Raw genomic sequence first — 25,807 nt, forward strand, 5'->3', positions numbered from 1 at the left:
AATCACTCGTCGTTCTTTTCGAGCGTACGGAGAGCGACCTTGGATACCACAGCCACACCACTCGACAATGTCGGCACGGTGACCGACGCACCGGGTGAACTCATTCACTCGCTGCTGGACGGCGCCCTTATCGAAAACGCGGACGGCGTCGCCGTCCGCGACGCGGACGGCCACTGGACATACCGCCAGCTGGCCGAGCACAGCCACCGGTTCGCGCACTGGCTGCGCGCGCACGGCGTCGGCCACGGCGACCGCATCGTCGTCCAGCTCCCCAGCACGCGGGAACTGGTCGCGATGTTCTTCGGCGCGGTCCGCGCCGGCGTGGTCCTCGTGCCGCTGAACCCGGCGATGAAGCCGTTCCTGATGTCCTCGGTGCTGGACAACTCGGAGCCACGGCTGATCATCGCCAAGGGCGCCGCGGTCGAGGCCGTCCGGGAGGTCACGGCGACCGTCCCGGTGCACGACTTCGGCGCGGTCTGGCCCGACGTCCAGGAGCAGGACGCCGTGCCGTTCGTCCACGACGTGCAGCCCACCGACCTGGCAGTGCTCATCTACACCTCCGGCAGCACCTCGGCGCCGAAGGCGGTGATGTGCCCGCACTCGCAGGTCGTGTTCGCGACCCGCGCTCTCGTGCAGGCCCTCGGCTACCGCCGCGACGACGTCGTGTTCTGCCGGTTCCCGCTGTCCTGGGACTACGGCCTCTACAAGGTCCTGATGACCGCGGCCGTCCGGTGCGAGATCGTGCTGGCCGGCGAGGAATCCGATCTGGCCCTGCTGCGGCGCATGAGGGAGACCGGCGCGACCGTCGTGCCGATCGTGCCGTCGCTGGCCTCCATGATCGTGTCCCTCGCCCAGCGGGACAAGGAGACCCCGCCGCCGGTGCGGATGTTCACCAACACCGGCGCGGCGCTGCCGCAGCCCACCATCGACGGCCTGCGGGAGAGCTTCCCGGGCGTGAAGGTGGTGCGCCAGTTCGGGCAGACCGAGTGCAAGCGCATCACGGTCATGCCGCCGGACGAGGACACCGAGCGTCCCGGCTCCTCCGGAATCCCGTTGCCCGGCACCAGGGTCGCGATCGTCGACGAGAACGGCGACGAGCTGCCGGCCGGGCAGGTCGGCGAGATCGTCGCGGACGGGCCGCACGTGATGCCCGGCTACTGGCGCAACCCCGAGGTGACCGCCAAGGCGTTCCGCGTCGACCCGCGCACCGGCCGCACCCGGCTGCACACGGGCGACTACGGCTCCGTCGACGCCGACGGCTACCTGTACTTCGAGGGCCGGCGCGACGACATGTTCAAGCGCAAGGGAATCCGCATGAGCACGCTGGAGATCGAGGCGGCGGCCATGGACATCCCGGGCGTGCGGGCCGCCGCCGCGCTGGCGCCGAGCGACGACCACGACCTGGCCCTGTTCGTCGAGGCCGATCTCCAGCCGGCGATCGTGCTGCGCGAGCTGAGCAAGCGCCTTGAGGCGCAGAAGATCCCGTCCATCTGCCGGGTGCTCGAGGAGTTCCCGCTGACCCTGCACGGCAAGAACTCGCGGGCGGCGCTCCTGAGCCTGCTGGAAGGGAGCGCGTCATGAGCCGCTACGAGAAGCTGGCCGCCGAGTACGGCACCCCGCTCTACGTCTACGACCTCGACGAGGTGGCGGCCGCCCGCGAGCAGCTGTTCGACCAGCTGCCCGAGCCGTTCGAGCTGTTCTACGCCCTGAAGGCCAATCCCCATCCCGATCTCCTGAAGGCACTTCGCTCCGGTGACGGGCGCCGGTGCCGCGCCGAGATCAGCTCCACCGGCGAGCTGGCCAACGCCCTGGCCGCCGGCTTCGCCGGCAGCGACTGCATGTACACCGGTCCCGGCAAGACCTTCGGCGAGCTGCGCGAGGCGATGAGCCTGGGCGTGCGGATGTTCTCCACGGACTCCGTCACCGACGTGCAGCACGTCGGTCAGGTGGCCACGGAACTGGGCATCACCGCCGAGTGCCTGCTGCGCGTCAACCTGGCCACGGCCAGCGCCGGCAGTGGCATCCGGATGACCGGCACCCCCTCGCAGTTCGGCTTCGACGCCGAGCGGCTCCCCGAGGAACTGGGAGAACTGCGCCGCGTGGACGGGGTGACCATCGCGGGCATGCACCTGTTCCCGTTGTCCAACACGGCCGACGAGGACGCGCTGATCAGCGAGTTCCAGAACACCATCGCCGGCGCGGCCGCGCTGTCCGAACTGCTCGACCTGCCGCTGCGCTACCTGGACATCGGCGGCGGGTTCTCCGTTCCCTACGGCGTTCCCGGCGGCCGGGCCTCCTACCCGAAGCTGCGCCAGGAGCTGGAGATCGCGCTGGACGTGCACTTCCCGAACTGGCGGGCGGGTTCTCCGCAGCTGGCCTGCGAGTCCGGCCGCTACCTGATCGGCGCCAGCGGCACCCTGCTGGCCGGCGTCAGCAACGTGAAGGTCAGCCGGGGCAAGAAGTTCGTCATCCTCGACGCCGGCATCAACACCTTCGGCGGCATGTCCGGCCTCGGCCGGCTGATGCCGGTGCAGGTCGGCACCGACGACGAGGAACCGACCGAGACGGTCAGCCTGGTCGGCCCGCTGTGCACGCCCGGCGACACCTTCGGCCGCGCGGTCAAGGTGCCCGGCCTGGCCCCCGGTGACGTGATCCGCATTCCCAACGTCGGTGCCTACGGCCCGACCGCGAGCCTGCTGATGTTCCTCGGCCGCCCCTCGCCCACCGAGGTCGTGGTGCGCGGCGACGAGATCGTGTCCGTTTCCCGGCTGGACCACAGCCGTTCGTACGACTACCAGGCGGTGGCCCGATGACCATGCAGATCTTCGCCGACAACACCCTCACCGGCAGCCGCGGCACCGTCGTTGTCAGCGGCGTCGCCTCCGACGCGCACACCTGGAACCTGGTGTTCCTGCAGCTGATGATCGAGGAGCTCGGCTACGACGTGGTCAACCTCGGCCCGTGCGTGTCGCCGGAGCTGCTGGTGGCCGAGTGCGAGCAGCACAAGCCGGCGCTGGTCGTGATCAGCAGCGTCAACGGCCACGGCTACCAGGACGGCCTGCGGCTGATCGACGAGATCCGCGGCAGCTCGGAGCTCGTGGCCACGCCGGTGGTGATCGGCGGCAAGCTCGGCGTCGCCGGCGAGCTGGACGAGGGCGCGGCGGCCCGGCTGATGTCGGCCGGTTTCGACGCCGTCTTCGAGGACGGCGCCAAGACCGTCGTCAGCTTCTACGACTTCATGGCTGCTCTGCCCTCGGCGGCGACACCGCTACCGGGCCGGACCAGGGTGGCGGTGTGAACGCCTGCTTCCCCACCCGGACCACGGGTGCCGCGGACGAGACCCCCGTCGACTTCGGGGAGTTCGTGCGCAGCCGGGGCGGCCGCGGCTCGATCGTGGCCCAGCCGAGGATGGGGTTCAGCGACCCGAACCGGATGCGAGAGGGGCTCATCGCCACCAAGAAGGCCGACGCCCAGACCGTCGGCACGCTCACCCTGGACAGCTACACCCGCGTCGGCGACCACGAGGCCGCGGACACCGCACTGCGGGAGGGCATCGCCCTCAACGGTTACCCGATCGTCAATCACCCGGTGGAGACCACCAAGTGGGTGCTGGACGGGGTCCGCGACGACGACTTCCCGGTGCAGGTGCGGCACGGATCGGCCACGCCGCTGGGCATCTTCGCCGCGCTGGTCGCGCTGAACCTCAACGCGACCGAGGGCGGACCGGTGTCGTACTGCCTGCCGTACGGGCGGACACCGTTGCAGGACTCGGTGCGCAACTGGTCGCAGTGCTGCGAGATGTTCACGCGGTTGCAGGAAGTCGGCGTCGAGCCGCACCTGGAGACGTTCGGCGGCTGCATGATGGGGCAGCTGTGCCCGCCCAGCATGCTGGTGGCGATCAGCGTGCTGGAGGCACTGTTCTTCTGCCACCACGGGCTGCGCAGTGTGTCCGTCAGCTACGCCCAGCAGACCAACCTCGACCAGGATGTCGAGGCGGTGCAAGCGCTTCGCGCGCTGTGCGCCGAGTTGTTGCCCACTGTCAACTGGCATGTGGTGATCTACACGTACATGGGCATGTACCCGGTGACCGACCACGGGTGCGACCGGCTGCTGGCGTCCGCTGCGGAACTCGCGGTGGCCACCGGGTCGGAACGGGTGATCGTCAAGACCGTCGCGGAGTCGCGGCGCATCCCGACGATCGCGGAGAACGTGGCGGCGCTGGAGCACGCGCACACCACGGCGCGGGCCTACCGTCCGGAGATCGGCGGTTCCACGGCGGAACTGGCGGATTCCCAGACGTACCAGGAGGCCCGCGCCCTTGTGCACGCCGTGTTGAACCTGCACAGCGACCTCGGGCAGGCGCTGCTGCTGGCGTTCAAGCAGGGATATCTGGATGTTCCCTACTGCCTGCACCCGGACAATGCGGGAAGGAGCCGCAGCTACATCGATGGGGATGGCTGGCTGCGGTGGGGTGAGGTCGGGTCGCTGCCGTTGGGGCACTTGGTGCCGCGCGGACGGTCCCGGCGCATCACTTCTAGCGGTTTGCTGGAGGACTTGTCATACGTTCGACGCAAATATGACGAGGAGCCGTCGACGCGTGCGGACAGGTCCGTCGAGGTCGGTGTCTGAGCAGGCGTCGTCGAGGGCAGCGGTGTGGAGAGTGGGCAGATGAGCGAGTCCGGAAACTTCGTTCCTGACGCGGGTGAGGCGCTCGCGCGTCGGCTGGGTGAGGTGCCGCCCGCCGAGCAGACCCGGATCCTGCTGGGTCTGGTGAGCGAGCACACCCTGGCCGTGCTGCAACGGATCCGTCCGGGGCGAGAAGTCCGGATCGGGCCCGACGAGGCCTTCCGCGAACTGGGCCTGGACTCGCTCGGCCTGGTCGAACTGCACACCCGGCTCGGCGACGAGACGGGGCTCGCCCTGCCGCCGACCATCGGCTTCGACTACCCGACACCGAACCTGCTGGCCGCGTACCTGCGTGCCGAGCTGCTCGGGCTGGCGGCGGAGGCGCCCGAACCGGTCGCCTCCGCCGCGGCCGACGACGAACCGATCGCCATCGTCGGCATCGGCTGCCGCCTGCCCGGCGGCGTGGACTCCCCGGACGCCCTGTGGCAGCTGGTGTCCGAGGGCCGGCACGTGCGCGACGAGTTCCCGACCGACCGCGGCTGGGACCTGGACCGACTGTACGACCCCGATCCCGACAACCCCGGCACGACCTATGTCCGGCACGGCGGCTTCCTGCCCGACGCCGCCGAGTTCGACGCCGACTTCTTCGGCATCAGCCCGCGCGAGGCGTCGGCGATGGACCCGCAGCAGCGGCTGGTGCTGGAAACCGCCTGGCAGGCCCTGGAACGCGCCGGCATCGACCCGCAGTCGTTGCGGGGCAGCCGGTCCGGCGTGTTCGTCGGCGCCGAGCCGCAGGAGTACGGCGTGCGCCTGCACGAGGCGCCGGACGGCTTCGACGGATACCTGTTGACCGGCAACGCTCCCAGCGTCGTCTCCGGGCGCGTCGCCTACACCCTGGGGCTGGAGGGCCCCACCCTGACCGTGGACACCGCGTGCTCGGGCTCCCTGGTCGCGCTGCACCTCGCCGTGCAGTCGCTGCGTCTCGGCGAGTGCACGCTGGCACTGGCCGGCGGCGTCGCGGTCATGGGCAGCCCGGGCACCTTCACGGCTTTCGCCCGTCAGCGCGGCCTTGCGCCGGACGGTGTGGTCAAGGCGTTCGCGGCAGCGGCCGACGGCACCGGCTTTGCCGAGGGCGTCGGCATTCTCGTGCTGGAGCGGCTGTCCGAGGCCCGGCGCAACGGGCACAACGTGTTGGCGGTGATCCGGGGTTCCGCGATCAACCAGGACGGTGCCTCCAACGGCATCACGGCCCCGAACGGGCTGGCCCAGCAGCGGGTCATCCGTCAGGCTCTGGCCAACGCCGGCCTCACGGCCGAGCAGGTGGACGCCGTCGAGGCGCACGGCACCGGCACCACACTCGGCGACCCGATCGAGGCCAACGCCTTGCAGGCGGTGTACGGCAAGCGCCGCGACCGACCGATGTGGCTGGGGTCGCTGAAGTCCAACATCGGTCACACGCAGGCGGCGGCCGGCGTGGCCGGTGTGATCAAGATGGTCACGGCGATGCGGCACGGCGTGTTGCCCAAGACGCTCCACGTGGATGCGCCGACGCCGCACGTCGACTGGGCCGGCGGCGCTGTCACGCTGCTGACCGAGGAAGTCCCCTGGGACAGCGAGGTCCGCCGGGCGGGCGTGTCGTCGTTCGGTGTCAGCGGCACCAACGCCCACCTGATCCTGGAGCAGGCTCCAATCGGGGAGACCGAAGCAGGAGTGATCGAGTCCGCACAGCCGACCCCGGACTCGGTGTCTCCCTTCGTGGTTTCTGCCCGTAGCGCGGAGGCTTTGAAGGCGCAGGCCGCTCGGCTGACGTCCACTGTGGACCTGCCGTTGGTGGATCTGGCCAACTCGCTGGCCACGACCCGGGCCGCGCTGGAGCACCGCGCGGTCGTCATCGCCGGCGACCGTGACGAACTGCTGCGCGGCCTGAACGCCATCGCCGACGGCTCGACCGCGTCGAACGTGACCGGCGGGCGGCTGGCCTTCCTGTTCACCGGCCAGGGAAGCCAGCGTGTCGGCATGGGACGCGAACTCGCTGGCAAGTTCCCGGTCTTTGCCGAGGCGTTGGACGAGGCCATCGCCCACCTCGACGTGCAGCTGGACCGCCCCCTGAACGACGTGCTGTTCGGCGCAGTGCCTGATCAGACTGGCGAGGAGCTGCTGGGGGAGACCGCCTACACGCAGGCCGCGCTGTTCGCGGTCGAGGTGGCACTGTTCCGGCTGCTGGAGTCGTGGGGCGTCACCCCCGATCTTGTCGCCGGTCACTCCGTCGGCGAACTCGCCGCCGCGCACATCGCCGGCGTGCTGTCGCTGGAGGACGCCGCCACGCTGGTCGCCGCCCGCGGCCGGTTGATGCAGGACCTGCCGCGTGTGGGCGCGATGGTGTCGGTGCGCGCGAGCGAGGTCGATGTCCGCGCCGCGCTTGAGGGTTACGACGGCGTGAGCATCGCCGCCGTCAACGGCCCCAACTCTGTTGTGCTGTCCGGCGTCGAGGAGCAGGTGCTCGCGGTCGCCGGAACTTTCGCGAAGTCCAAGCGGCTGCGCACCTCGCACGCTTTCCACTCGGCGCTGATGGAGCCGATGCTGGAGGAGTTCCGGCTCATCGCCAGCGTGCTCGACTACAACCCGCCGCAGATTCCCGTCGTCTCCAACGTGACCGGCCGGGTGGCCAGCGCCGAGGACCTGTGCTCGCCGGACTACTGGGTCCGGCACGTCCGCGAGGCCGTCCGTTTCGCCGACGGCATCACGACCCTGGTCGACGAGGGCGTGACGACGTTCATCGAGCTCGGCCCCGACCCGGTGTTGTCGGCCATGGGCAAGGAAAGTGTCGATGGCGACGTCGTGTTCGCCGCCGCGCTGCGCCGCGACCGGGACGAGGTCCGCGAGCTGCTGACCGCCCTGGGCACGGCGTGGTCCCGTGGCGCGAAGGTCGACTGGAGTGCCTTCTTCGCCGGCGCCGGCACGGTTGAGCTGCCCACCTACGCCTTCCAGCGCCGCCGCTACTGGATGTCCTCGGCAATCGGCTCCGGCGATGCGACCGGCTTCGGCCAAGTGGCCGCCGATCACCCGTTGCTGGGCGCGGTTGTCGGCCTGGCCGGCGGCGACGGCGTGGTGCTGACCGGTCGGGTGTCGCTGCGGTCGCACCCGTGGCTGGCGGATCACGTGATGTCCGGGGTGGTTCTGTTCCCCGGCACGGCCTTCGTCGAGCTGGCCGTCCGCGCCGGTGACCAGGTCGGCCTCGACCTCGTCGAGGAACTGACCCTGGAGAGCCCGCTGGCGCTGCCCGAGAGCGGCGGCGTCGCGCTGCAGATCGTGGTCGGCGCGGAGGACGACGGCCGCCGGACCGTGGAGTTCTACTCCCGCGCCGACACCGACGAGTCCTGGACCCGGCACGCGACCGGTGTCCTGGGTCGCCGGAGCGCTTCGGGCCCGGTGAGCCTCGACGCCTGGCCGCCACGAGGCGCTGAAAAGATCGACATCTCGACTCTGTACGCCGACATGGCCGGTCAGGGCTACGGCTACGGCCCGGTGTTCCGGGGCCTGCGGGCGGTGTGGCGCAACGGGTCCGAGGTCTTCGCCGAGGTCGCGCTGCCGGAGCAGGAGAAGGCCGGCGCGTTCGCGCTGCACCCGGCCCTGCTGGACGCCGTGCTGCACGCCACCGACTTCGCCTCCGACGATCCGGTCGGCGACGACATCCGGCTGCCGTTCGCCTGGAGCGGCGTCTCCGTGCACTCCACCGGCGCATCCGCGCTGCGCGTGCGCATCACTTCCACCGGCCGGGAGGCCGTTTCCCTCGACATCGCGGACTCGACCGGCGCCCCCGTTGCCACGGTCGAGTCCTTTGTCGTGCGGGCCGTCACCGCGGACCAGCTGCGCGCCGCCGGCCGCGGCGGCGAGGCCCTGTTCCAGGTGCGTTGGGAGGCCATCGCCCCGGTCAACCCGGTCCCGTCGACCAAGGGCTGGGCGGTTGTCGGGGCCGACTACATCGGCCTGGCCGACGCGCTCGGCAGCGGCATCACCGTGCACGCCGACCTGCAGGCGCACCGCGAGACCCTGGACTACGGAGCGCTGCCGTCGGAGGTTGTGCTGGCGCCGTTCGCCTGCTGCAGCGGCGATGTGCCGAACGCGGTGCGCCGCACCACGTATCGGGCGCTGGAGCTGGTGCAGGAGTGGCTGACCGACGAGCGGTTCACCACATCCCGTCTGGTTGTCGTGACGCAGGGTGCGGTGGTCGGCTCCGATGACCCGTCGACGCTGTGCTGTGCCCCGCTGTGGGGCCTGCTGCGTTCGGCCCAGGCGGAGAACCCGGGCCGGATCGTGCTCGTCGACGTGGACGAGGACTCGGCCGAGCTGCTGCCGGCCGCGTTGGCCTCTGGCGAGCCGGAGCTGGCTCTGCGCGGCGGCGAGATCCTGGTGCCGCGCCTGGCCAAGACATCGGTGTCGAGTGCGGAAGGCCCGTGGACCGCAGACGGCACAGTGCTGATCACCGGTGGCACCGGCGGGCTGGGCGGCATCGTGGCCAAGCACCTGGTGGCCGACAAGGGAGTTCGGCACCTGCTGCTGACCAGCCGTCGCGGCACGGACGCGCCGGGCGCTGCGGAGTTGTCGGCCGAGCTGACCGCGTTGGGCGCTTCCGTGACCATCGCCGCGGTCGACGTGGCCGACCGGGACGCACTCGCGGCGGTGATCGACGGCATTCCCGCCGAGCACCCGCTGACCGGCGTGGTGCACGCGGCCGGCGTGATCGACGACGGCCTGATCGGAACCCTGACGTCCCAACGCATCGACACCACGCTGCGGCCGAAGGCCGAGGCCGCCTGGCACCTGCACGAGCTCACCAAGGCCCTGGACCTCAAGGCGTTCGTGCTGTTCTCCTCCTCAGCCGGCCTCGTCGACGGTGCCGGCCAGGGTAACTACGCCGCCGCCAACGTCTTCCTCGACGCCCTGGCCCGGCACCGCCAGGCCCTGGGCCTGCCGGCGACCGCGCTGGCCTGGGGCCTGTGGGCGGTCGGTGCGGGCATGGGGGAGCAGCTCGACGAGCTGGCCATCCAACGGATCCGCCGCCTCGGTCTGGACCCGTTGAACGCCGAGGAAAGCCTGGCGCTGTTCGACGCGGCCGTTGCCGGCGACCTCGCCAATGCCGTGCCGGTGCGGGTCGACGCCCGCGCGCTGCAGTCCCGTTCGGACGGTGTGCCGGCCCTGTTCCGCGGCCTGGTTCGACCACAGCGGCCTACCGCTGCCGGCCCGGTGTCCGTCGAGCAGACGCTGGCGCACCGGCTGGCCGAACTGTCCGATGTGGAGCGCGACCGGGTGCTGCTGGACCTGGTGCGCAAGCAGGTCGCCGACGTGCTCGGGCACGACGGAGCGGAGGCCATCGACCCGAAGCGGGCGTTCACCGAGCTGGGCTTCGACTCGCTGGCCGCGGTGGAGCTCCGCAACCGGCTGAACTCCGCGTTCGGCCTGCGGCTGCCGGCCACCCTGACCTTCGACTACCCGACCTCCGCCGCGTTGGCCAAGCTGATCGGGGACAAGATCCTCAGCGTCGCCGACAAGGTGGTGGTGAAGGCGCCGGTGGTGGCCGCCACCGACGAGCCGATCGCCATCGTCGGCATCGCCTGCCGCTACCCCGGTGGGGTTTCCTCGCCCGAGGACCTGTGGCAGGTCGTCGCCGAGGGGCGGGATGTCGTCACGACCTTCCCGACCGACCGTGGCTGGGACGTGGACGGCCTCTACGACCCGGAGCCCGGCAAGCCCGGCAAGAGCTACTCCCGCGAGGGCGGTTTCCTGCACGAGGCCGCCGAGTTCGACCCGGCGTTCTTCGGCATCAGCCCGCGCGAGGCGTCCGCGATGGACCCGCAGCAGCGGCTGCTGCTGGAAACCGCTTGGGAGACCTTCGAACGCGCCGGCATCGACCCGATTTCCCTGCGGGGCAGCGACACCGGCGTCTTCGCCGGCGTGATGTACCACGACTGGGGCACGCGCCTGGGCGAGGTGTCCGAGGACGTGGCCGGCTACCTCGGCAATGGCAGCCTCGCCAGCGTCGTCTCCGGTCGTATCGCTTACGCGCTGGGCCTTGAGGGCCCGGCGGTCACTGTGGATACGGCCTGCTCGTCGTCGCTGGTCGCGCTGCACTGGGCGATCCAGGCCCTGCGTGCCGGCGAGTGCTCGCTGGCGCTGGCCGGCGGTGTCACGGTTATGTCCACTCCGGACACTTTTGTGGACTTCAGCCGGCAGCGCGGCATGGCCGCCGACGGCCGTTGCAAGTCCTTCGCCACGGCCGCCGACGGCACCGGCTGGTCCGAGGGCGTCGGCCTGCTGCTCGTCGAGCGGTTCTCCGACGCTGTTCGCAACGGTCACGACGTCCTTGCCGTCGTGCGGGGCTCCGCCATCAACCAGGACGGCGCCTCCAACGGCCTGACCGCGCCGAACGGCCCGTCGCAGCAGCGGGTCATCCACCAGGCGCTGGCCTCCGGCGGCCTCACAACGTCCGATGTGGACGTTGTCGAGGGCCACGGCACCGGTACCACGCTGGGCGACCCGATCGAGGCGCAGGCGCTGCTCGCGACCTACGGCCAGGACCGGTCGGAGCCGCTGTGGCTGGGGTCGATCAAGTCGAACATGGGCCACACCCAGGCCGCCGCCGGTGTCGCCGGCATCATCAAGATGGTCATGGCGATGCGGCATGGCGTGCTGCCCAAGACCCTGCACGTGGACGAGCCCTCCAGCAAGGTCGACTGGGCCGAGGGTGCCGTCCGGCTGCTGACCGATGCGCAGCCGTGGCCGGCGGTGGATCGCCCGCGCCGGGCCGGTGTCTCGTCGTTCGGCATCAGCGGCACCAATGCGCACGTGATCATCGAGCAGGCGCCGGTCGTTGCCGAGCCAGAACGGACCATCGAGCCGCGAATCGTGCCGTGGCTGGTGTCCGGCAAGACTGCCGAGGCCGCCGCTGCACAGGCCGCCCGCTTGTCCGATGTGGACGGTGAACCGCTCGACATCGCGTTCTCGCTGGCCACCACCCGTGCCGCACTGGAGCACCGGATCGCCACCGTGTCGGCGGACCGTTCGTCGGCCCTGGCCGACCTCGCCGCCGGCAAGATCACGGACGTCGCCAACGACGGGTTCACCGCCTTCCTGTTCACCGGCCAGGGCGCGCAGCAACTCGGCATGGGCCGCGAACTGCACGAGCGCTTCCCGGCGTTCGCGGCGGCCTGGGACGCGGCGATCGATCCCGCGATCGCCGAGATCGCCTGGGGCGACGACCAGGAGGCGCTGAACCAGACCGGCGTCACCCAGCCCGCGCTGTTCGCCTTCGAGGTCGCCCTCTACCGGCTGCTCGAGTCCTGGGGCGTCACGCCGAACTTCGTCGCCGGCCACTCCATCGGCGAGATCGCGGCGGCGCACGTCGCCGGCGTTCTCTCGCTGGAGGATGCCCGCAAGCTGGTCTCCGCCCGTGGCCGGCTGATGCAGGCCCTGCCCACCGGTGGCGCGATGGTCGCGCTGCAGGCGACCGAGGACGAGATCACGCTGGTCGACGGCGTCGGCATCGCGGCGGTGAACGGCCCGCAGTCGGTGGTGATCTCGGGCGTCGAAGCGGCCGTACTCAAGATCAAGGCGGAGTTCGAGGCGAAGGGCCGCAAGACCTCCCGCCTGAACGTCTCGCACGCGTTCCACTCGCCGCTGATGGAGCCGATGCTGGACGAGTTCCGCGCCGTTGTCGCCGGCCTGACCTTCAACGCGCCGAGGATCCCCAACGCCGGCAGTGACTGGACCTCGCCGGAGTACTGGGTCAACCACGTTCGCGACGCCGTCCGCTTCTACGACGGCGTCAAGGCGTTGGCCGCGCAGGGTGTCACTCGCTTCATCGAGATCGGCCCGGACGCCGTGCTGACGGGCATGGCCGCGACCTGCGTCGACGACGCCGCGACCATCGCGACCCAGCGCCGCGGCCGTACGCAGGAGAACGAGCTGGTCACCGCCCTGGCCAGGGCCTGGGCCAACGGTCTGGCCGTCGACTGGCCGAAGTTCTTCGCCGGCACCAACGCCCGCCGGACCGACCTGCCCACCTACGCCTTCCAGCACCAGCGCTACTGGCTGAACGCGACCGCCACCTCCGGCGACGTGTCGTCGGTCGGCCAGGTCGCCGCCGGGCACCCGATGCTCGGCGCGGTCATCGCCCTGGCCGACGGCGACGGCGTCGTCATCACCGGCCGGCTCGCCGCCGAGTCCCTGGGCTGGCTGGCCGATCACCAGGTGCTGGGCTCGATCCTCTTGCCGGGCACGGGTTTCGTCGAGCTGGCGGCACAGGCCGGTCAGCACGTCGGCTGCGAGTCGGTGGAGGAGTTGACGCTCCAGGCCCCGCTGATCCTGCCGCCGCGCGGCGGCTATGCCATCCAGGTCACCATCGGCGGTCCGGACGCCACCGGCGCCCGCCCGGTCAGCATCCACTCCCGCCCCGAGGGCAGCGACACAGCCTGGACCCGGCACGCCATGGGAACCGTTGCCCCGGCGAAGGCCCCGGCGTTCGACCTCACCGAGTGGCCGCCGGCCGGCGCGACCCCGATCGACGTCACCGACGCGTACGGCCGCCTCACCGACCGTGGCTACGGCTACGGCCCGACCTTCCAGGGCCTGACCGCCGCTTGGAAGCGCGGTGACGAGGTGTTCGCCGAGGTCAGCCTGCCCGAGGGCAGCGAGGGCGAGCGTTACGGCCTGCACCCGGCGCTGCTGGACTCGGCCATGCACGCCGACCTCCTCGACGACACCGGCGAGGGCGCGACCCTGCTGCCGTTCTCCTGGAACGGCGTCACCCTGCACGCGGTCGGCGCGACCGCGCTGCGGGTGCGCATCCAGCGGCTGCGCGGCGACGAGGTCTCCGCGATGTGGATGGCCGACCAGACCGGCCAGCCGGTGCTGACGGTGGAATCCCTGGTCTCCCGGGCGGTTTCCGCCGAACAGCTCAGCGCCGCCAAGGGGTCGGACGGTTTGCACCGCATCGAGTGGAAGCCGACCACCGCCCAGCCTTCGGACATCGACGTCGTGCACTACGTCAGCCCGACCGCCGACGGCGAGGTCCCGAAGGCGGTCCGCAAGGTCACCGGCCTCGTGCTGAACGATGTGCAGTCGCTGCTGGCCGACGGCACGCAGGGCGTCACCGCGATCATCACCAGCGGCGCGGTTTCCGTTGGGGGAGAGGACATTGCCGACCTGAGCCAGGCGGCGGTGTGGGGTCTGGTCCGCGCGGCGCAGGCGGAGCAGCCCGGTCGGCTCGTCCTCGTCGACACCGACAACACCGAGGCTTCGGCTCAGGCGTTGTCCGTCGCGGCGAGCCTCGGTGAGCCCGAGGTGGCCATCCGCGACGGCGAGATCCTGGTGCCGCGTCTGTCCGCCGCGCAGCCCACCGGAACGTCCACATGGGACACCGAGGGTACGGTCCTGATCACCGGCGGCACCAGCGGCCTGGGCGCGATCATCGCCCGGCACCTGGCCACTCAGGGCGTGACGAAGCTTGCCCTGGTGAGCCGGCGCGGCGCGAAGGCCCCTGAAGCCGCCGCTCTGACCGAGGAGCTGACCGCCCTCGGTGCTGAGGTCACCGTGTTCGCCTGTGACGTCACCAAGCGGGTCGACCTGGCCAAGGTGATCCGCAAGATCCCCGACCTGACCGGCGTCGTGCACGCGGCGGCGGTCGTGGACAACGGCCTGATCGACGCGCTCACCGCCGAGCAGGTGGACAAGGTGTTGCGCCCCAAGGTGGACGCCGCCTGGCACCTGCACGAGCTGACCAAGGACCTGCCGCTGACCCAGTTCGTGCTGTTCTCCTCCGCCGGCGGCATTGTGCTGGCGGCCGGACAGGCCAACTACGCGGCGGCCAATGTGTTCCTGGACGCGCTGGCGCAGCACCGGCGGGCAAATGGCTTGCCGGCCAACGCTTTGGCGTTCGGCATGTGGGCGGTCAACACCGGACTCGGTGGCGAGCTCGTCGACGCCGACCTGGACCGGATGCGTCGCCTCGGCATGCCGGCGCTGCCCGCCGAGGAGGCCTTGGAGCTGTTCGACCAGGCTCTCGCGGCGGACGAGGCGGTGATCGTGCCATTGAAGATCGACCGCGAGGCGCTGCGCACCCGCACCGAGGAGATTCCGGCTCTGCTGAGGGGATTCGTGCGGGTCCAGGCCCGTCGAGCCGCTCAGGGCCAGGCCACCGTGCAGACGCAGTTCGCCGGCCTCAGCGGCGCCGACCTCGACCGCGCGCTGCTGGAGTTGGTGCGTGGCAAGGTCGCCGCGGTCCTCGGTCACGACGGCATCGACGCCGTGCCGGCGGACAAGGCGTTCAAGGAGCTGGGCTTCGACTCGCTGGCGGCGGTCGAGCTGCGCAACATGCTCAACACGGCCACCGGCCTGAAGCTGCCGGCCACGCTGGTGTTCGACTACCCGAACTCGCGGCGGGTGGCGGAGTTCGTCGCCACGCTCGTCGGCGGCGCCGCCGAGCCGGCCAAGAAGGCGGCCCCGACCCAGGTCCGTGCGGACGACCCGATCGCGGTCGTCGGCATCAGCTGCCGGTTCCCGGGCGGCGTCACGTCGCCGGAGGACCTGTGGAAGCTGGTCTTCGAGGGCCGGGACGCCGTCACGCCGTTCCCGACCGACCGCGGCTGGGCCATCGACTCCCTGTTCGACCCGGAGCCCGGCAAGCCCGGCCACACCTATGCCCGCGACGGCGCGTTCCTGCTCGACGCCGCCGACTTCGACGCCGAGTTCTTCGGCATCATGCCGCGCGAGGCGCTGGCCATGGACCCGCAGCAGCGGCTGCTGCTGCAGGCGTCGTGGGAGGCGTTCGAGCGGGCCGGCATCGACCCGACGTCCATGCGCGGCAGCCAGACCGGCGTCTACGCCGGCGTGATGTACCACGACTACGGCACCTGGCTGCGGGAGATCCCGGACGACCTGGCCGGCTACATCGGCAACGGCAACGCCGGCTCGATCGCCTCCGGCCGCGTCGCCTACACGTTGGGTCTGGAGGGGCCGGCCGTCACGGTCGACACCGCCTGCTCGTCGTCGCTGGTTGCCGTGCACACCGCCTGCCAGGCGCTGCGCAGCGGTGAGATCAGCATGGCGCTGGCCGGCGGCGTCACGGTGATGTCCACGCCGGAGATCTTCGTGGAGTTCAGCCAGCAGCGCGGCCTCGCGCCCGACGGCCGCTGCAAGGCGTTCGCCGGCGCGGCCGACGGCACCGGCTGGTCCGAGGGCATCGGCATGCTGCTGCTGGAACGGCTGTCCGACGCCAAGCGCAACGGGCACGAGGTGCTGGCGGTGATCCGGGGTTCCGCGATCAACCAGGACGGCGCCTCCAACGGCCTGACCGCGCCCAACGGCCCGTCGCAGCAGCGGGTCATCCAGCGGGCGCTGGCGGTGTCCGGCCTGACCGGGGCGGACGTGGACCTGATCGAGGGGCACGGCACCGGCACCCGGCTCGGCGACCCGATCGAGGCGCAGGCGCTGCTCGCCACCTACGGCCAGGAGCGCACCGAGGACGACCCGGTGTGGCTGGGCTCGATCAAGTCCAACCTCGGCCACGCCCAGGCGGCGGCCGGCGTGAGCGGCCTGATCAAGGTGATCATGGCCGTGCGCAACGGGGTGATGCCGAAGACGCTGCACGTGGACGAGCCGTCGCCGCAGGTCGACTGGACCGCCGGCGCGGTGAAGCTGCTGACCGAGGCCCGCGAGTGGAAGACTTCCGGCCCCCGCCGCGGCGCGGTGTCGTCGTTCGGCCTCTCCGGCACCAACGCACACGTGATCGTCGAGCAGGCTCCGGAGTCGACTGTCGTCGCCGCTACCGGGCACACCACGCCGGTGATTCCCCTTGTGCTGTCGGCGAAGACGGCCGCCAGCCTGCCGGACCAGGCCGAGAAGCTGCGTGGCTTCCTGGCCACCGGCGTCGACTTGTTCGACACCGGCTTCTCGCTGGCCACGACCCGGGCCCAGTTGGAGCACCGCGCCTTGGTGCTGGCCAACGACCGCGAGTCGGCGCTGAGCGCTCTCACGGCCCTGGCCAACGGCGAGGAGTCGCCGAACGTCGTGCGTGGCGCCAAGACCGACGGTCAGACGGCGTTCCTGTTCACCGGCCAGGGCTCACAGCGGATCGGCATGGGACGGGAGCTGTACGAGGCCTATCCGGCGTTCGCCCAGGCCTGGGACGAGGTCGTGGCGCGGCTGGACCCCGAGCTGTCCACCATCGTCTGGGGTTCCGACCCGGAGGCCCTCAACCAGACCGGCTATGCCCAGCCCGCGCTGTTCGCCCTCGAAGTTGCACTGTACCGTTTAGTTCAGTCCTGGGGTGTCCGTCCCGACTTCCTCGCCGGCCACTCCATCGGCGAGCTGGCCGCCGCGCACGTCTCCGGCGTCCTGTCGCTGGAAGACGCCTGCAAGCTCGTGTCGGCGCGAGGGCGGTTGATGCAGGCCCTGCCGGCCGGCGGCGCGATGGTGGCCATCCAGGCCACCGAGGAGGAGATCACCCTCCGCGACGGCGTCGGCATCGCGGCGGTCAACGGTCCCACCTCGGTGGTGATCTCCGGTGACGAAGAGGCCGTGCTGGCGATCAGGGCGGAGTTCGAGGCCCTGGGCCGGAAGACGACCCGGCTCAAGGTCTCGCACGCCTTCCACTCGCCGCTGATGGAGCCGATGCTCGACGAGTTCCGCAAGGTGGCCGAGAGCCTGACCTACGGCACGCCGACGATTCCGGTCGTCACGACCTCGGCCGGCGGCGGGCAGTGGAGCGAGCCGGAGTACTGGGTCGACCACGTGCGCGAGGCGGTCCGCTTCTGCGACGCCGTCCGCTCACTGGAGGCCCAGGGCGTGACCAAGTACCTGGAGATCGGCCCCGACGGCGTGCTGACCGGCATGGCCCAGGGCTGCCTGACCCGGGACGACGACGTGTTCGGCGCAGGCAAGGCGGTGTTGCTCGCATCGCTGCGCAAGGACCGGCCGGAGGCGCACACGCTGCTCGCGGCGGTCGGCCTCGACCTCGACGGCAAGGCGTTCTTCGCCGGCGGCCGGCGGGTGGACCTGCCGACCTACGCGTTCCAGAAGCGCCGGTACTGGCTCGACATGCAGGCGGCGAGCGTCGAGGACGCCGCCGGCCTGGGCCAGGTGGCCGCGCAGCACCCGCTGCTGGCCGCGGTCGTGCAGTCCCCGGAGACCGGCGGCGTCACGCTCACCACGCGCCTGTCCATCGACACCCACCCGTGGCTGGCCGACCACGACGTGCTCGGCACGGTCATCCTGCCCGGCACCGCGTACGTCGAGTTGGCCGTCCGCGCCGGCGAGGAGGTCGGTTGCGACACCGTCGAGGAACTGACCATCGAGGCCCTGATGCCGCTGCCCCCGCGCGGCGAAGGCCTTGCCGTGCAGACGGTTGTCGGCCCCGAGGACAAGCACGGCGCCCGCACGCTGGCCATCTACTCGCGGCCGGAGAACGCCGAGACCGGCTGGACCCGGCACGCGTCCGGCGTGCTGACCGCGGAGAACAAGCCGGCCCCGACGCCGGAGGCGTTCAACGTCGGCCTGCGCGAGTGGCCGCCGGCCGGCGCCGAGGCGGTCGACATCAGCGGCGTCTACGACTACCTGGCCGGCCAGGGCTACATCTACGGCCCGATGTTCCGCGGCCTGCGCGGGATCTGGCTGCGGGGCGAGGAAACCTTCGTCGAGGTCGCGCTGCCCGAGGAGGCCAAGGCCGACGCCGCCGAGTTCTTCCTGCACCCGGGCATCCTGGACTCCGCGCTGAGCGCCACCGACTTCATGGCCGGCCGCAAGCCGCAGGACGTCGGCGGCACCCAGCTGCCGTTCGCGTGGACCGGCGTCACGATTCACTCCGTCGGCGCGAACCGGCTGCGCGGCCGGGTCGTCTACACCGGCGGCTCCGACGCGGTGCGGCTGGAACTGGCCGACCCGATGGGCACTCCGGTGGCCACCATCCGGTCGCTGGTGGTCCGCCCGGTGACCGCCGACAAGGTCAACGCCGCCGCGTCGGCAGGATCCGGCCTGCTGGATTCTGTATACAGGATTGCCTGGAATCAGATGCCGTTGGGCAGCCTGCACACCGCTGCCCGCGGCGATTGGGCCACCGTGTCCGGCGCCGCCGACGTCCAGGCGCTGACCACCGTGCCGGAGGTCGCGCTGCTTCCCGTTGTCACCACCGGAGACGGCGTCACCGAGCAGGTGCGGGAGGTCGTGGACGGCGTGCTGGCAACGCTTCGGGCGTGGCTGGCCGACGCCCGGTTCTCGGACTCCAAGCTGCTGGTGATCACCCGCAACGCGGTCACCACCGCCGACGGCGAGGACGTCGACGTGGCACAGGCGCCGATCTGGGGCCTGCTGCGGTCCGCGCAGGAGGAGAACCCGGGCCGGTTCGTGCTCGTCGACTCCGACGGCTCGGAGGACCTGCTGCCGGCGGTCATCGCCTCCGGCGAGCCGGCGGTTGCCTTGCGGGGCAGCGGGGTCAAGGTGCCGCGGTTCGCCCGCGTGTCGCCGAGCCCGGCCGGCACCCCGCGGCTCGACCCGGACGGCACGGTCCTGATCACCGGCGGCACCAGCGGCCTCGGCGCGGTCTTCGCCCGGCACCTGGTGTCCTCACAGGGAATCAAGCACCTGCTGCTGACCAGCCGCCGCGGCATCGAGGCCCCTGGCGCGGCCGACCTGCAGGCGGAACTGACCGCGCTCGGCGCTGACGTGAAGATCGCCGCCTGCGACGTGTCGGACCGCGATGCGCTGGCCAAGCTCCTGAGCACCGTCGAGCACCCGCTGACCGGCGTTCTGCACGCGGCCGGCGTGATGGACAACGCGATGATCACCGGCCTCACACCGGAGCAGATCGACAACGTGTTGCGGCCCAAGGTGGACGCGGCGTGGCACCTGCACGAGCTGACCAGGGACCTGCCGCTGGCCCAGTTCGTGCTGTTCTCCTCCTGCGCCGGTCTGATCATCGGCGCCGGCCAGGGCAACTACGCCGCGGCCAACCGGTTCGTGGACGGCCTCGCCGCCCACCGCCGGGCCGCCGGCCTGCCCGCCACCTCGCTGGGCTTCGGCCCCTGGGCCACCGACACGGGCATGAGCGGCGGCGCGGCGGACAGCGACGTGGGCCGGATGGCCCGGCTGGGCATCCAGGTCATGTCCACCGAGAACGGTCTGCGGCTGTTCGACGAGGCGATGACCGTCGACGAGCCGATCCTGGCTCCGATCGTGCTGGCGGCGGCGGAGTCCGGCAGCGAGATTCCCTTGCTGCTCAAGGACGTGCTGAAGGCGCCGGCCCGCAAGCCGGCCCGCGCCGTCGCGGCCGACGCGCCGGCCGAGCCGGAGGAGGGGCCGTCGTTGGAGCGGCGGCTGGCCGGGCTGAGCGAGAGCGAGCGCGACCGGGTGCTGCTCGACCTGGTCCGCACGCACGTGGCGGTGGTCCGCCACGACGACCCGTACGCCATCGACGTCACCAAGGGCTTCACCGAGCTGGGCCTGGACTCGCTGGCCGCGATCGAGCTGCGCAACCGGTTGCAGGCGGCGACCGACCTGCGGCTGCCGGCGACCCTGATGTTCGACTACCCGAACCCGGTGTCGCTGGCCAGGTTCCTGCTCGAGGAGCTGCTGCCGGCCATCGGCGAGGCCCCCGCCGAGCAGGAGCGGTCCGACGACGAGATCCAGCGCGCGGTGGCGGCCATCCCGGTGGCGAAGCTGCGAGAGGCCGGAATCCTGGCCCAGCTGCTTGAACTGGCCGGTTCGGTACAGGTCGAGGCCACCGACGACCAGAGCGAAGCGATCAAGAACATGGACATCGACGACCTCGTGGCGGCCGCCCTCGCGGCCGACAACTGACCGGGAGAACGGACATGGACGCACAAGTCGAGAAGGTCGTCAACGCCCTGCGCAAGTCCATGCTGGACAACGAGAAGCTGCGCCAGCAGAACGCCAGGCTGGTGGCCGACGCCAGCGAGCCGATCGCCGTCGTCGGCATGGCGTGCCGCTTCCCCGGCGGCGTGAAGTCGCCCGAGCAGCTGTGGGACCTGGTCGCCGAGGGCCGGGACGCGGTGTCGCCGTTCCCCACCGACCGTGGCTGGGACCTCGACGGCCTGTACGACCCGGAGCCGGGCACGCCCGGCAAGTCCTGCACGCGTGAGGGCGGGTTCCTCTACGACGCGGCCGATTTCGACGCGGACTTCTTCGGCGTCAGCCCACGCGAGGCGATCGCCATCGACCCGCAGCAGCGGCTGCTGCTGGAGGTCGCGTGGGAGGCGATCGAGCGGGCCGGCATCGACCCGGCATCGCTGAAGGGCAGCCGCACCGGCGTGTTCACCGGCCTCATGTACCACGACTACGGCGTCGGCTCCTCCGACGGCTGCCTCGTGTGCGGCCGCGTGGCGTACACGCTGGGTCTGGAGGGGCCGGCCGTCACCGTCGACACCGCCTGCTCGTCGTCGCTGGTCGCCATCCACTCGGCCATGCAGGCGTTGCGCGGCAAGGAATGCAACCTGGCCCTGGCCGGCGGCGTGACCGTGATGTCCAACGCCGAGATGTTCGTGTACTTCTCCGGCCAGCGCGGTGCGGCCGCCGACGGCCGGTGCAAGTCGTTCTCCGCGTCGGCCGACGGGGTGGGCTGCTCCGAGGGCGCCGGCCTGATCCTGCTGGAGCGGCTGTCCGACGCGCGTCGCAACGGCCACCCGGTGCTGGCCGTGATCCGGTCCAGCGCGGTCAACCAGGACGGGGCGTCCAGCGGCCTGACCGCGCCGAACGGCCCGTCGCAGCAGCGGCTGATCCGGCAGGCGCTGGCCGCCGCCGACCTCAGGACGTCCGATGTGGACGTTGTCGAGGCGCACGGCACCGGCACCCGGCTCGGCGACCCGATCGAGGCGCAGGCCGTGCTGGCCACCTACGGCCAGGACCGGGACGAGCCGCTGTACCTGGGCTCCGTCAAGTCCAACCTGGGCCACACCCAGGCGGCGGCCGGTGTGGCCGGCGTGATCAAGATGGTGAAGGCCATCGAGCACGGCGTGCTGCCCAAGTCCCTGTACGCCGAGGAGCCGACGCCGCAGGTCGACTGGAGCGCCGGCAATGTCGCCCTGCTTGCGGAGGCCCGCCCGTGGCCGGCGGTGGACCGCCCGCGCCGGGCCGGCGTCTCGTCGTTCGGCCTCGGCGGCACCAACGCGCACGTGATCATCGAGCAGGCGCCGGCCGAGGAGCCGGTGGAGCGGACTCCCGTGTCCCGCGTCCTGCCGTGGATCGTGTCCGGCAAGACCCCGGAGGCGCTGGCGGCCAACGCTGCCCAGCTGTCTTCTGTAGACGGCTCGTTCGCCGACGTTGCGTACTCGCTGGCGACCGTTCGGACGCCGTTCGAGCACCGCGGTGTCGTGGTGGCCAGCGACCGGGAGACCGCCCTCGCCGGCCTGTCGTCGATCGCCGACGGCACCAACCACGCCGTCGCCCGCGCTCAGGGCTTGGCCGCGTTCCTGTTCACCGGCCAGGGCGCGCAGCGCATCGGCATGGGGCGGGAGCTGTACCAGACCTTCCCGGTGTTCGCGCAGGCGTGGGACGAGGTCGTCGCCCAACTGGATCCGGCGTTGCCGTCCATCGTCTGGGGCGACGACCAGGACGCCCTCAACCAGACCGGCAACGCCCAGCCCGCGCTGCTCGCACTGGAAGTTGCACTATACCGTTTAGTTCAGTCTTGGGGTGTGCGGCCGGACTTCCTGGCCGGCCACTCGGTCGGCGAGATCGCCGCTGCGCACGTCAGCGGCGTCCTGTCGCTCGCCGACGCGTGCAAGCTGGTGTCGGCGCGCGGACGTCTGATGCAGGCCCTGCCGGCTGGCGGTGCGATGGTGGCCATCCAGGCCACCGAGCAGGAGATCGAGCTGGTCGACGGCGTCGGCATCGCGGCGGTGAACGGCCCGCAGTCGGTGGTCGTCTCCGGCGACGAAGCGGCCGTGCTGAGGATCAAGGCCGACTTCGAGGCCCGGGGCCGCAAGACGACGCAGCTCAAGGTGTCGCACGCGTTCCACTCGCCACTGATGGAGCCGATGCTGGACGAATTCCGCACGGTGGTCGGCGGGTTGACCTTCAACGCCCCGACGATCCCGATCGTCTCCACGCTGACCGGCCAGATCGCCGAGCCCGACGAGCTGGCCGACCCGGAGTACTGGGTGCGGCACGTCCGCGAGGCCGTCCGGTTCCTGGACGCGGTCAGGACCCTGGAGTCCAAGAGCGTCGTCCGGTTCGTCGAGATCGGCCCGGACGGCGTGCTGGCCGGCCTGGGCGCCGGCTGCGTCACCGGCGAGAACCCGGTGTTCATTGCCTTGCAGCGTAAGGACAAGCCGCAGGAGCACGAGCTGGTCGCCGGCCTGGCCAAGGCGTTCGCCAACGGCGTCCCGGTGAACTGGACGGAGTTCTTCGCCGGCCTCGACGTCAGGCCGGTCGACCTGCCCACCTACGCGTTCCAGCGCCAGCGGTTCTGGTCCGACCTGCAGGCCGGCACCCGCAGCGGGCAGGGCTTCGGCCACACCGACCACCCGCTGGTCGACGCCATCGTCGAGCTGCCGGACACCGGCGGCGTCGTGCTCACCGGCCGCCTGGCCGTGGACGCGCAGCCGTGGCTGGCCGACCACGACATCCTGGGCACCATTCTGTTCCCCGGCACGGGTTTCGTGGAGCTGGTCGGGCACGCCGGCCGGCACGTCGGCTCCGACGTGATCGAGGAGCTGACCCTCGCCGCGCCGCTGATCCTGCCCGAGCGCGGCGGCGTGAACGTGCGGGTCACGGTCGGTGCCGCCGATGAGAACGGCCGCCGGCCGGTGGGCGCCTACTCCCGTGCCGAGGGCAGCGACGACTGGACTCGCCACGCCACCGGCATCCTCACCTCTGCTGTCGAGGCCCCGGACTTCGACCTGACCGCGTGGCCGCCGTCCGACGCGACCCCGCTCGACCTCGACCGGGCGTACGAGTTGCTGCACGCCCGCGGCTACGGCTACGGCCCGGTGTTCCAGGGACTGAAGGCCGGGTGGCGGCGGGGCGACGACGTCTTCGCCGAGGTCGCGCTGCCCGAGGGCGTTGAGGCGGACCGGTTCGGCCTGCACCCGGCTCTGCTCGACGCGGCCATGCACGCCGACCTCGTCGACGACAGCGGCGAGGGTGCCACGCTGCTTCCGTTCTCCTGGAACGGGGTCACGCTGCACGCCACCGGCGCGTCCGCGCTGCGCGTGTGGATCCGGCAGGTCCGCGGCGACGAGGTGTCGTCGATGCGGGTCGCCGACCAGGCCGGCCAGCCCGTATTGACCGTGTCGGAGTTGGTTTCGCGGCCGGTCTCCGCCGAGCAGCTCAGCGCCGCCTCGGATTCGCTGTACGGCATCGAGTGGGTTCCGGTGCCGGCCACGGGTGAGCTGGGTTCCGTCGCCGTCATCGGGCCGGACCTGGGGCTGGGCAAGGCTTTCCCGACGCTGTCCGACATCGACGTCGTGCCGGACCTGGTCGTGACCGTTGTGCCGCAGGGCCCTTCCTCGCCGGACGGTGTTCGCGCCGCCGCGAAGCACGTGCTGGGCATCGCCCGCGAGTGGCTGGCCGATGAGAGGTTCGCCGACTCCACACTGGCCGTCGTCACCGTGCGGGCGACCGGCGACGACGTCGATCTCGGGCAGGCGCCGGTGTGGGGTTTGATCCGCGCCGGCCAGGCCGAGAACCCCGGCCGGTTCGCCCTCGTCGACCTCGACGGGACCGTCGCCTCCGACAATGCGCTGCCGCACGCGCTGGCCACCGGCGAGCCGGAGATCGCTGTCCGCAACGGTTCGTTGGTGGTGCCGCGGCTCACCTCCGTCACCGCCGTGTCGTCGACGCCGTGGAATGCCGACGACACCGTCCTGATCACCGGCGGCACCGGTGGCCTCGGCGCTTTGGTCGCCAAGCACCTGGTCACCAAGCACGGCGTCCGCAACCTCGTCCTGACCAGCCGCCGCGGCCTGGACGCACCGGGCGCGGCGGGGTTGCAGGCCGAGCTGGTCGACAGCGGGGCCACCAGCGTCACGATCGCTGCCTGCGACGTCAGCGACCGCTCGCAGGTGGCCGCACTGCTCGGTGGAATTCCACAGCTCACCGCCGTGGTGCACGCCGCTGCCGCCGCCGAGAACGCCATGATCGGCGCCGTCACTGACGAGAGCTTCGAGGCGACGGTACGCCCCAAGGCCGACGCCGCCTGGCATCTGCACGAGTTGACCGTCGACCTCAAGGCGTTTGTGCTGTTCTCCTCGGCCGGCGGGCTGGTGCTCGCCGCCGGGCAGGCCAGCTACGCCGCCGGCAACGTGTTCCTCGACGCCTTGGCCCAGCACCGCCGGTCCCTCGGCCTGCCCGCCACCTCGCTGGCGTTCGGGCTTTGGGACTCCGGCGTTGGCCTCGCCTCAGACCTTTCGGAGGCCGACCTTTCCCGGATGGCCCGCCAGGGCCTGCCCGCGCTGCCCGTCGACCAGGGCCTCGCTCTGTTCGATGCCGGCGTTTCCGCCGACCGTGCCGTCGTCGTGCCCATGCGCATCGACGCCGCCGCCCTCCGTACCCGTACCGATGAGATCCCCGCGCTGCTTCGGGGTCTCGTCCGCAACCCCGTCCGTACCGTCGCCAAGTCCGCCAGTTCCCTGAAGGACCGGATCGCCGGTCTGTCCGAAGTGGACCAGACCCGCGTTGTCCTGGATCTGGTCCGTGCGCGGGTGGCGTCCGTCCTCGGTCACGCTTCCGTCGACACCATCGCCCCCGACCGCGACTTCCGCGAACTCGGCTTCGATTCCCTGTCCGCCGTCGACTTCCGCAACCTCCTCAACACCGAGACCGGCCTCCGCCTCCCCGCGACGCTGATCTTCGACTACCCCACCCCGTCCGCCATCGCCTCCTATCTCGTCACCGAACTCGGCGGGGGCGAGGCCACCACCGACCTGTCCGCCCTCGACTCCGAATTGGCCAAGCTGGAAGCCGCCATCACGGCGGCCCTGTCCACCAACCCCGACGACACCGACCGCACCCGCATCGCCGCCCGCCTCCGCGCTCTCACGTCGAAGTGGGTCGACGACCAGCAACAGGGCAGCGCCACCGAGGATCTGACGTCGGTCAGCGCCGGGGAGCTGTTCGACATCCTGGACAACGAGCTGGATTCGATTTCCTGAGGGGAAGTCGATGGTCCGAGGTG

Annotated in this window: 6 protein-coding genes; all 6 read left to right on the top strand. The window is 71.3% G+C overall.

Features of this window, described 5'->3' with window-relative positions; translation table 11 throughout:
- Positions 1-78: 78 nt before the first annotated feature.
- Genes BJ998_RS31350 through BJ998_RS31375 form a run of 6 tightly spaced genes read left to right on the top strand, consistent with a single transcriptional unit; the run spans position 79 to position 25,784 of the window.
- Positions 79-1,581 (top strand): AMP-binding protein, encoded by a 1,503-nt coding sequence (locus tag BJ998_RS31350; protein WP_312890415.1) that lies wholly within the window; start codon positions 79-81, stop codon positions 1,579-1,581.
- Entirely contained in the window at positions 1,578-2,813 is a 1,236-nt protein-coding gene (locus BJ998_RS31355; RefSeq protein ID WP_184866934.1) for a type III PLP-dependent enzyme domain-containing protein, read from the top strand. The genes BJ998_RS31350 and BJ998_RS31355 overlap by 4 nt, the downstream gene beginning before the upstream one ends.
- Positions 2,810-3,298, top strand: a complete 489-nt coding sequence (locus BJ998_RS31360; RefSeq protein WP_184866935.1) for a cobalamin B12-binding domain-containing protein — start codon at positions 2,810-2,812, stop codon at positions 3,296-3,298. Before BJ998_RS31355 ends, BJ998_RS31360 begins: the two co-directional genes overlap by 4 nt.
- Positions 3,295-4,629: a methylaspartate mutase gene (locus tag BJ998_RS31365; RefSeq protein WP_184866936.1), complete on the top strand. Its 1,335-nt coding sequence runs from the start codon at positions 3,295-3,297 to the stop codon at positions 4,627-4,629. The genes BJ998_RS31360 and BJ998_RS31365 overlap by 4 nt, the downstream gene beginning before the upstream one ends.
- A gap of 24 nt (positions 4,630-4,653) precedes the next feature.
- A complete protein-coding gene (locus tag BJ998_RS47795; RefSeq protein WP_446685009.1) occupies positions 4,654-20,472 on the top strand; it encodes an SDR family NAD(P)-dependent oxidoreductase in 15,819 nt (5,272 codons plus the stop codon).
- A complete protein-coding gene (locus BJ998_RS31375) occupies positions 20,469-25,784 on the top strand; it encodes an SDR family NAD(P)-dependent oxidoreductase (RefSeq protein ID WP_446685016.1) in 5,316 nt (1,771 codons plus the stop codon). Before BJ998_RS47795 ends, BJ998_RS31375 begins: the two co-directional genes overlap by 4 nt.
- Positions 25,785-25,807: the final 23 nt, after the last annotated feature.

Source organism: Kutzneria kofuensis (assembly GCF_014203355.1).
Lineage (GTDB): Bacteria > Actinomycetota > Actinomycetes > Mycobacteriales > Pseudonocardiaceae > Kutzneria > Kutzneria kofuensis.

Excerpts from the sequence above, each read along its gene's own strand:
- BJ998_RS31355 (WP_184866934.1), top strand. The coding sequence starts at position 1,578 with ATGAGCCGCTACGAGAAGCTGGCCGCCGAGTACGGCACCCCGCTCTAC.
- BJ998_RS31360 (WP_184866935.1), top strand. The coding sequence starts at position 2,810 with ATGACCATGCAGATCTTCGCCGACAACACCCTCACCGGCAGCCGCGGC.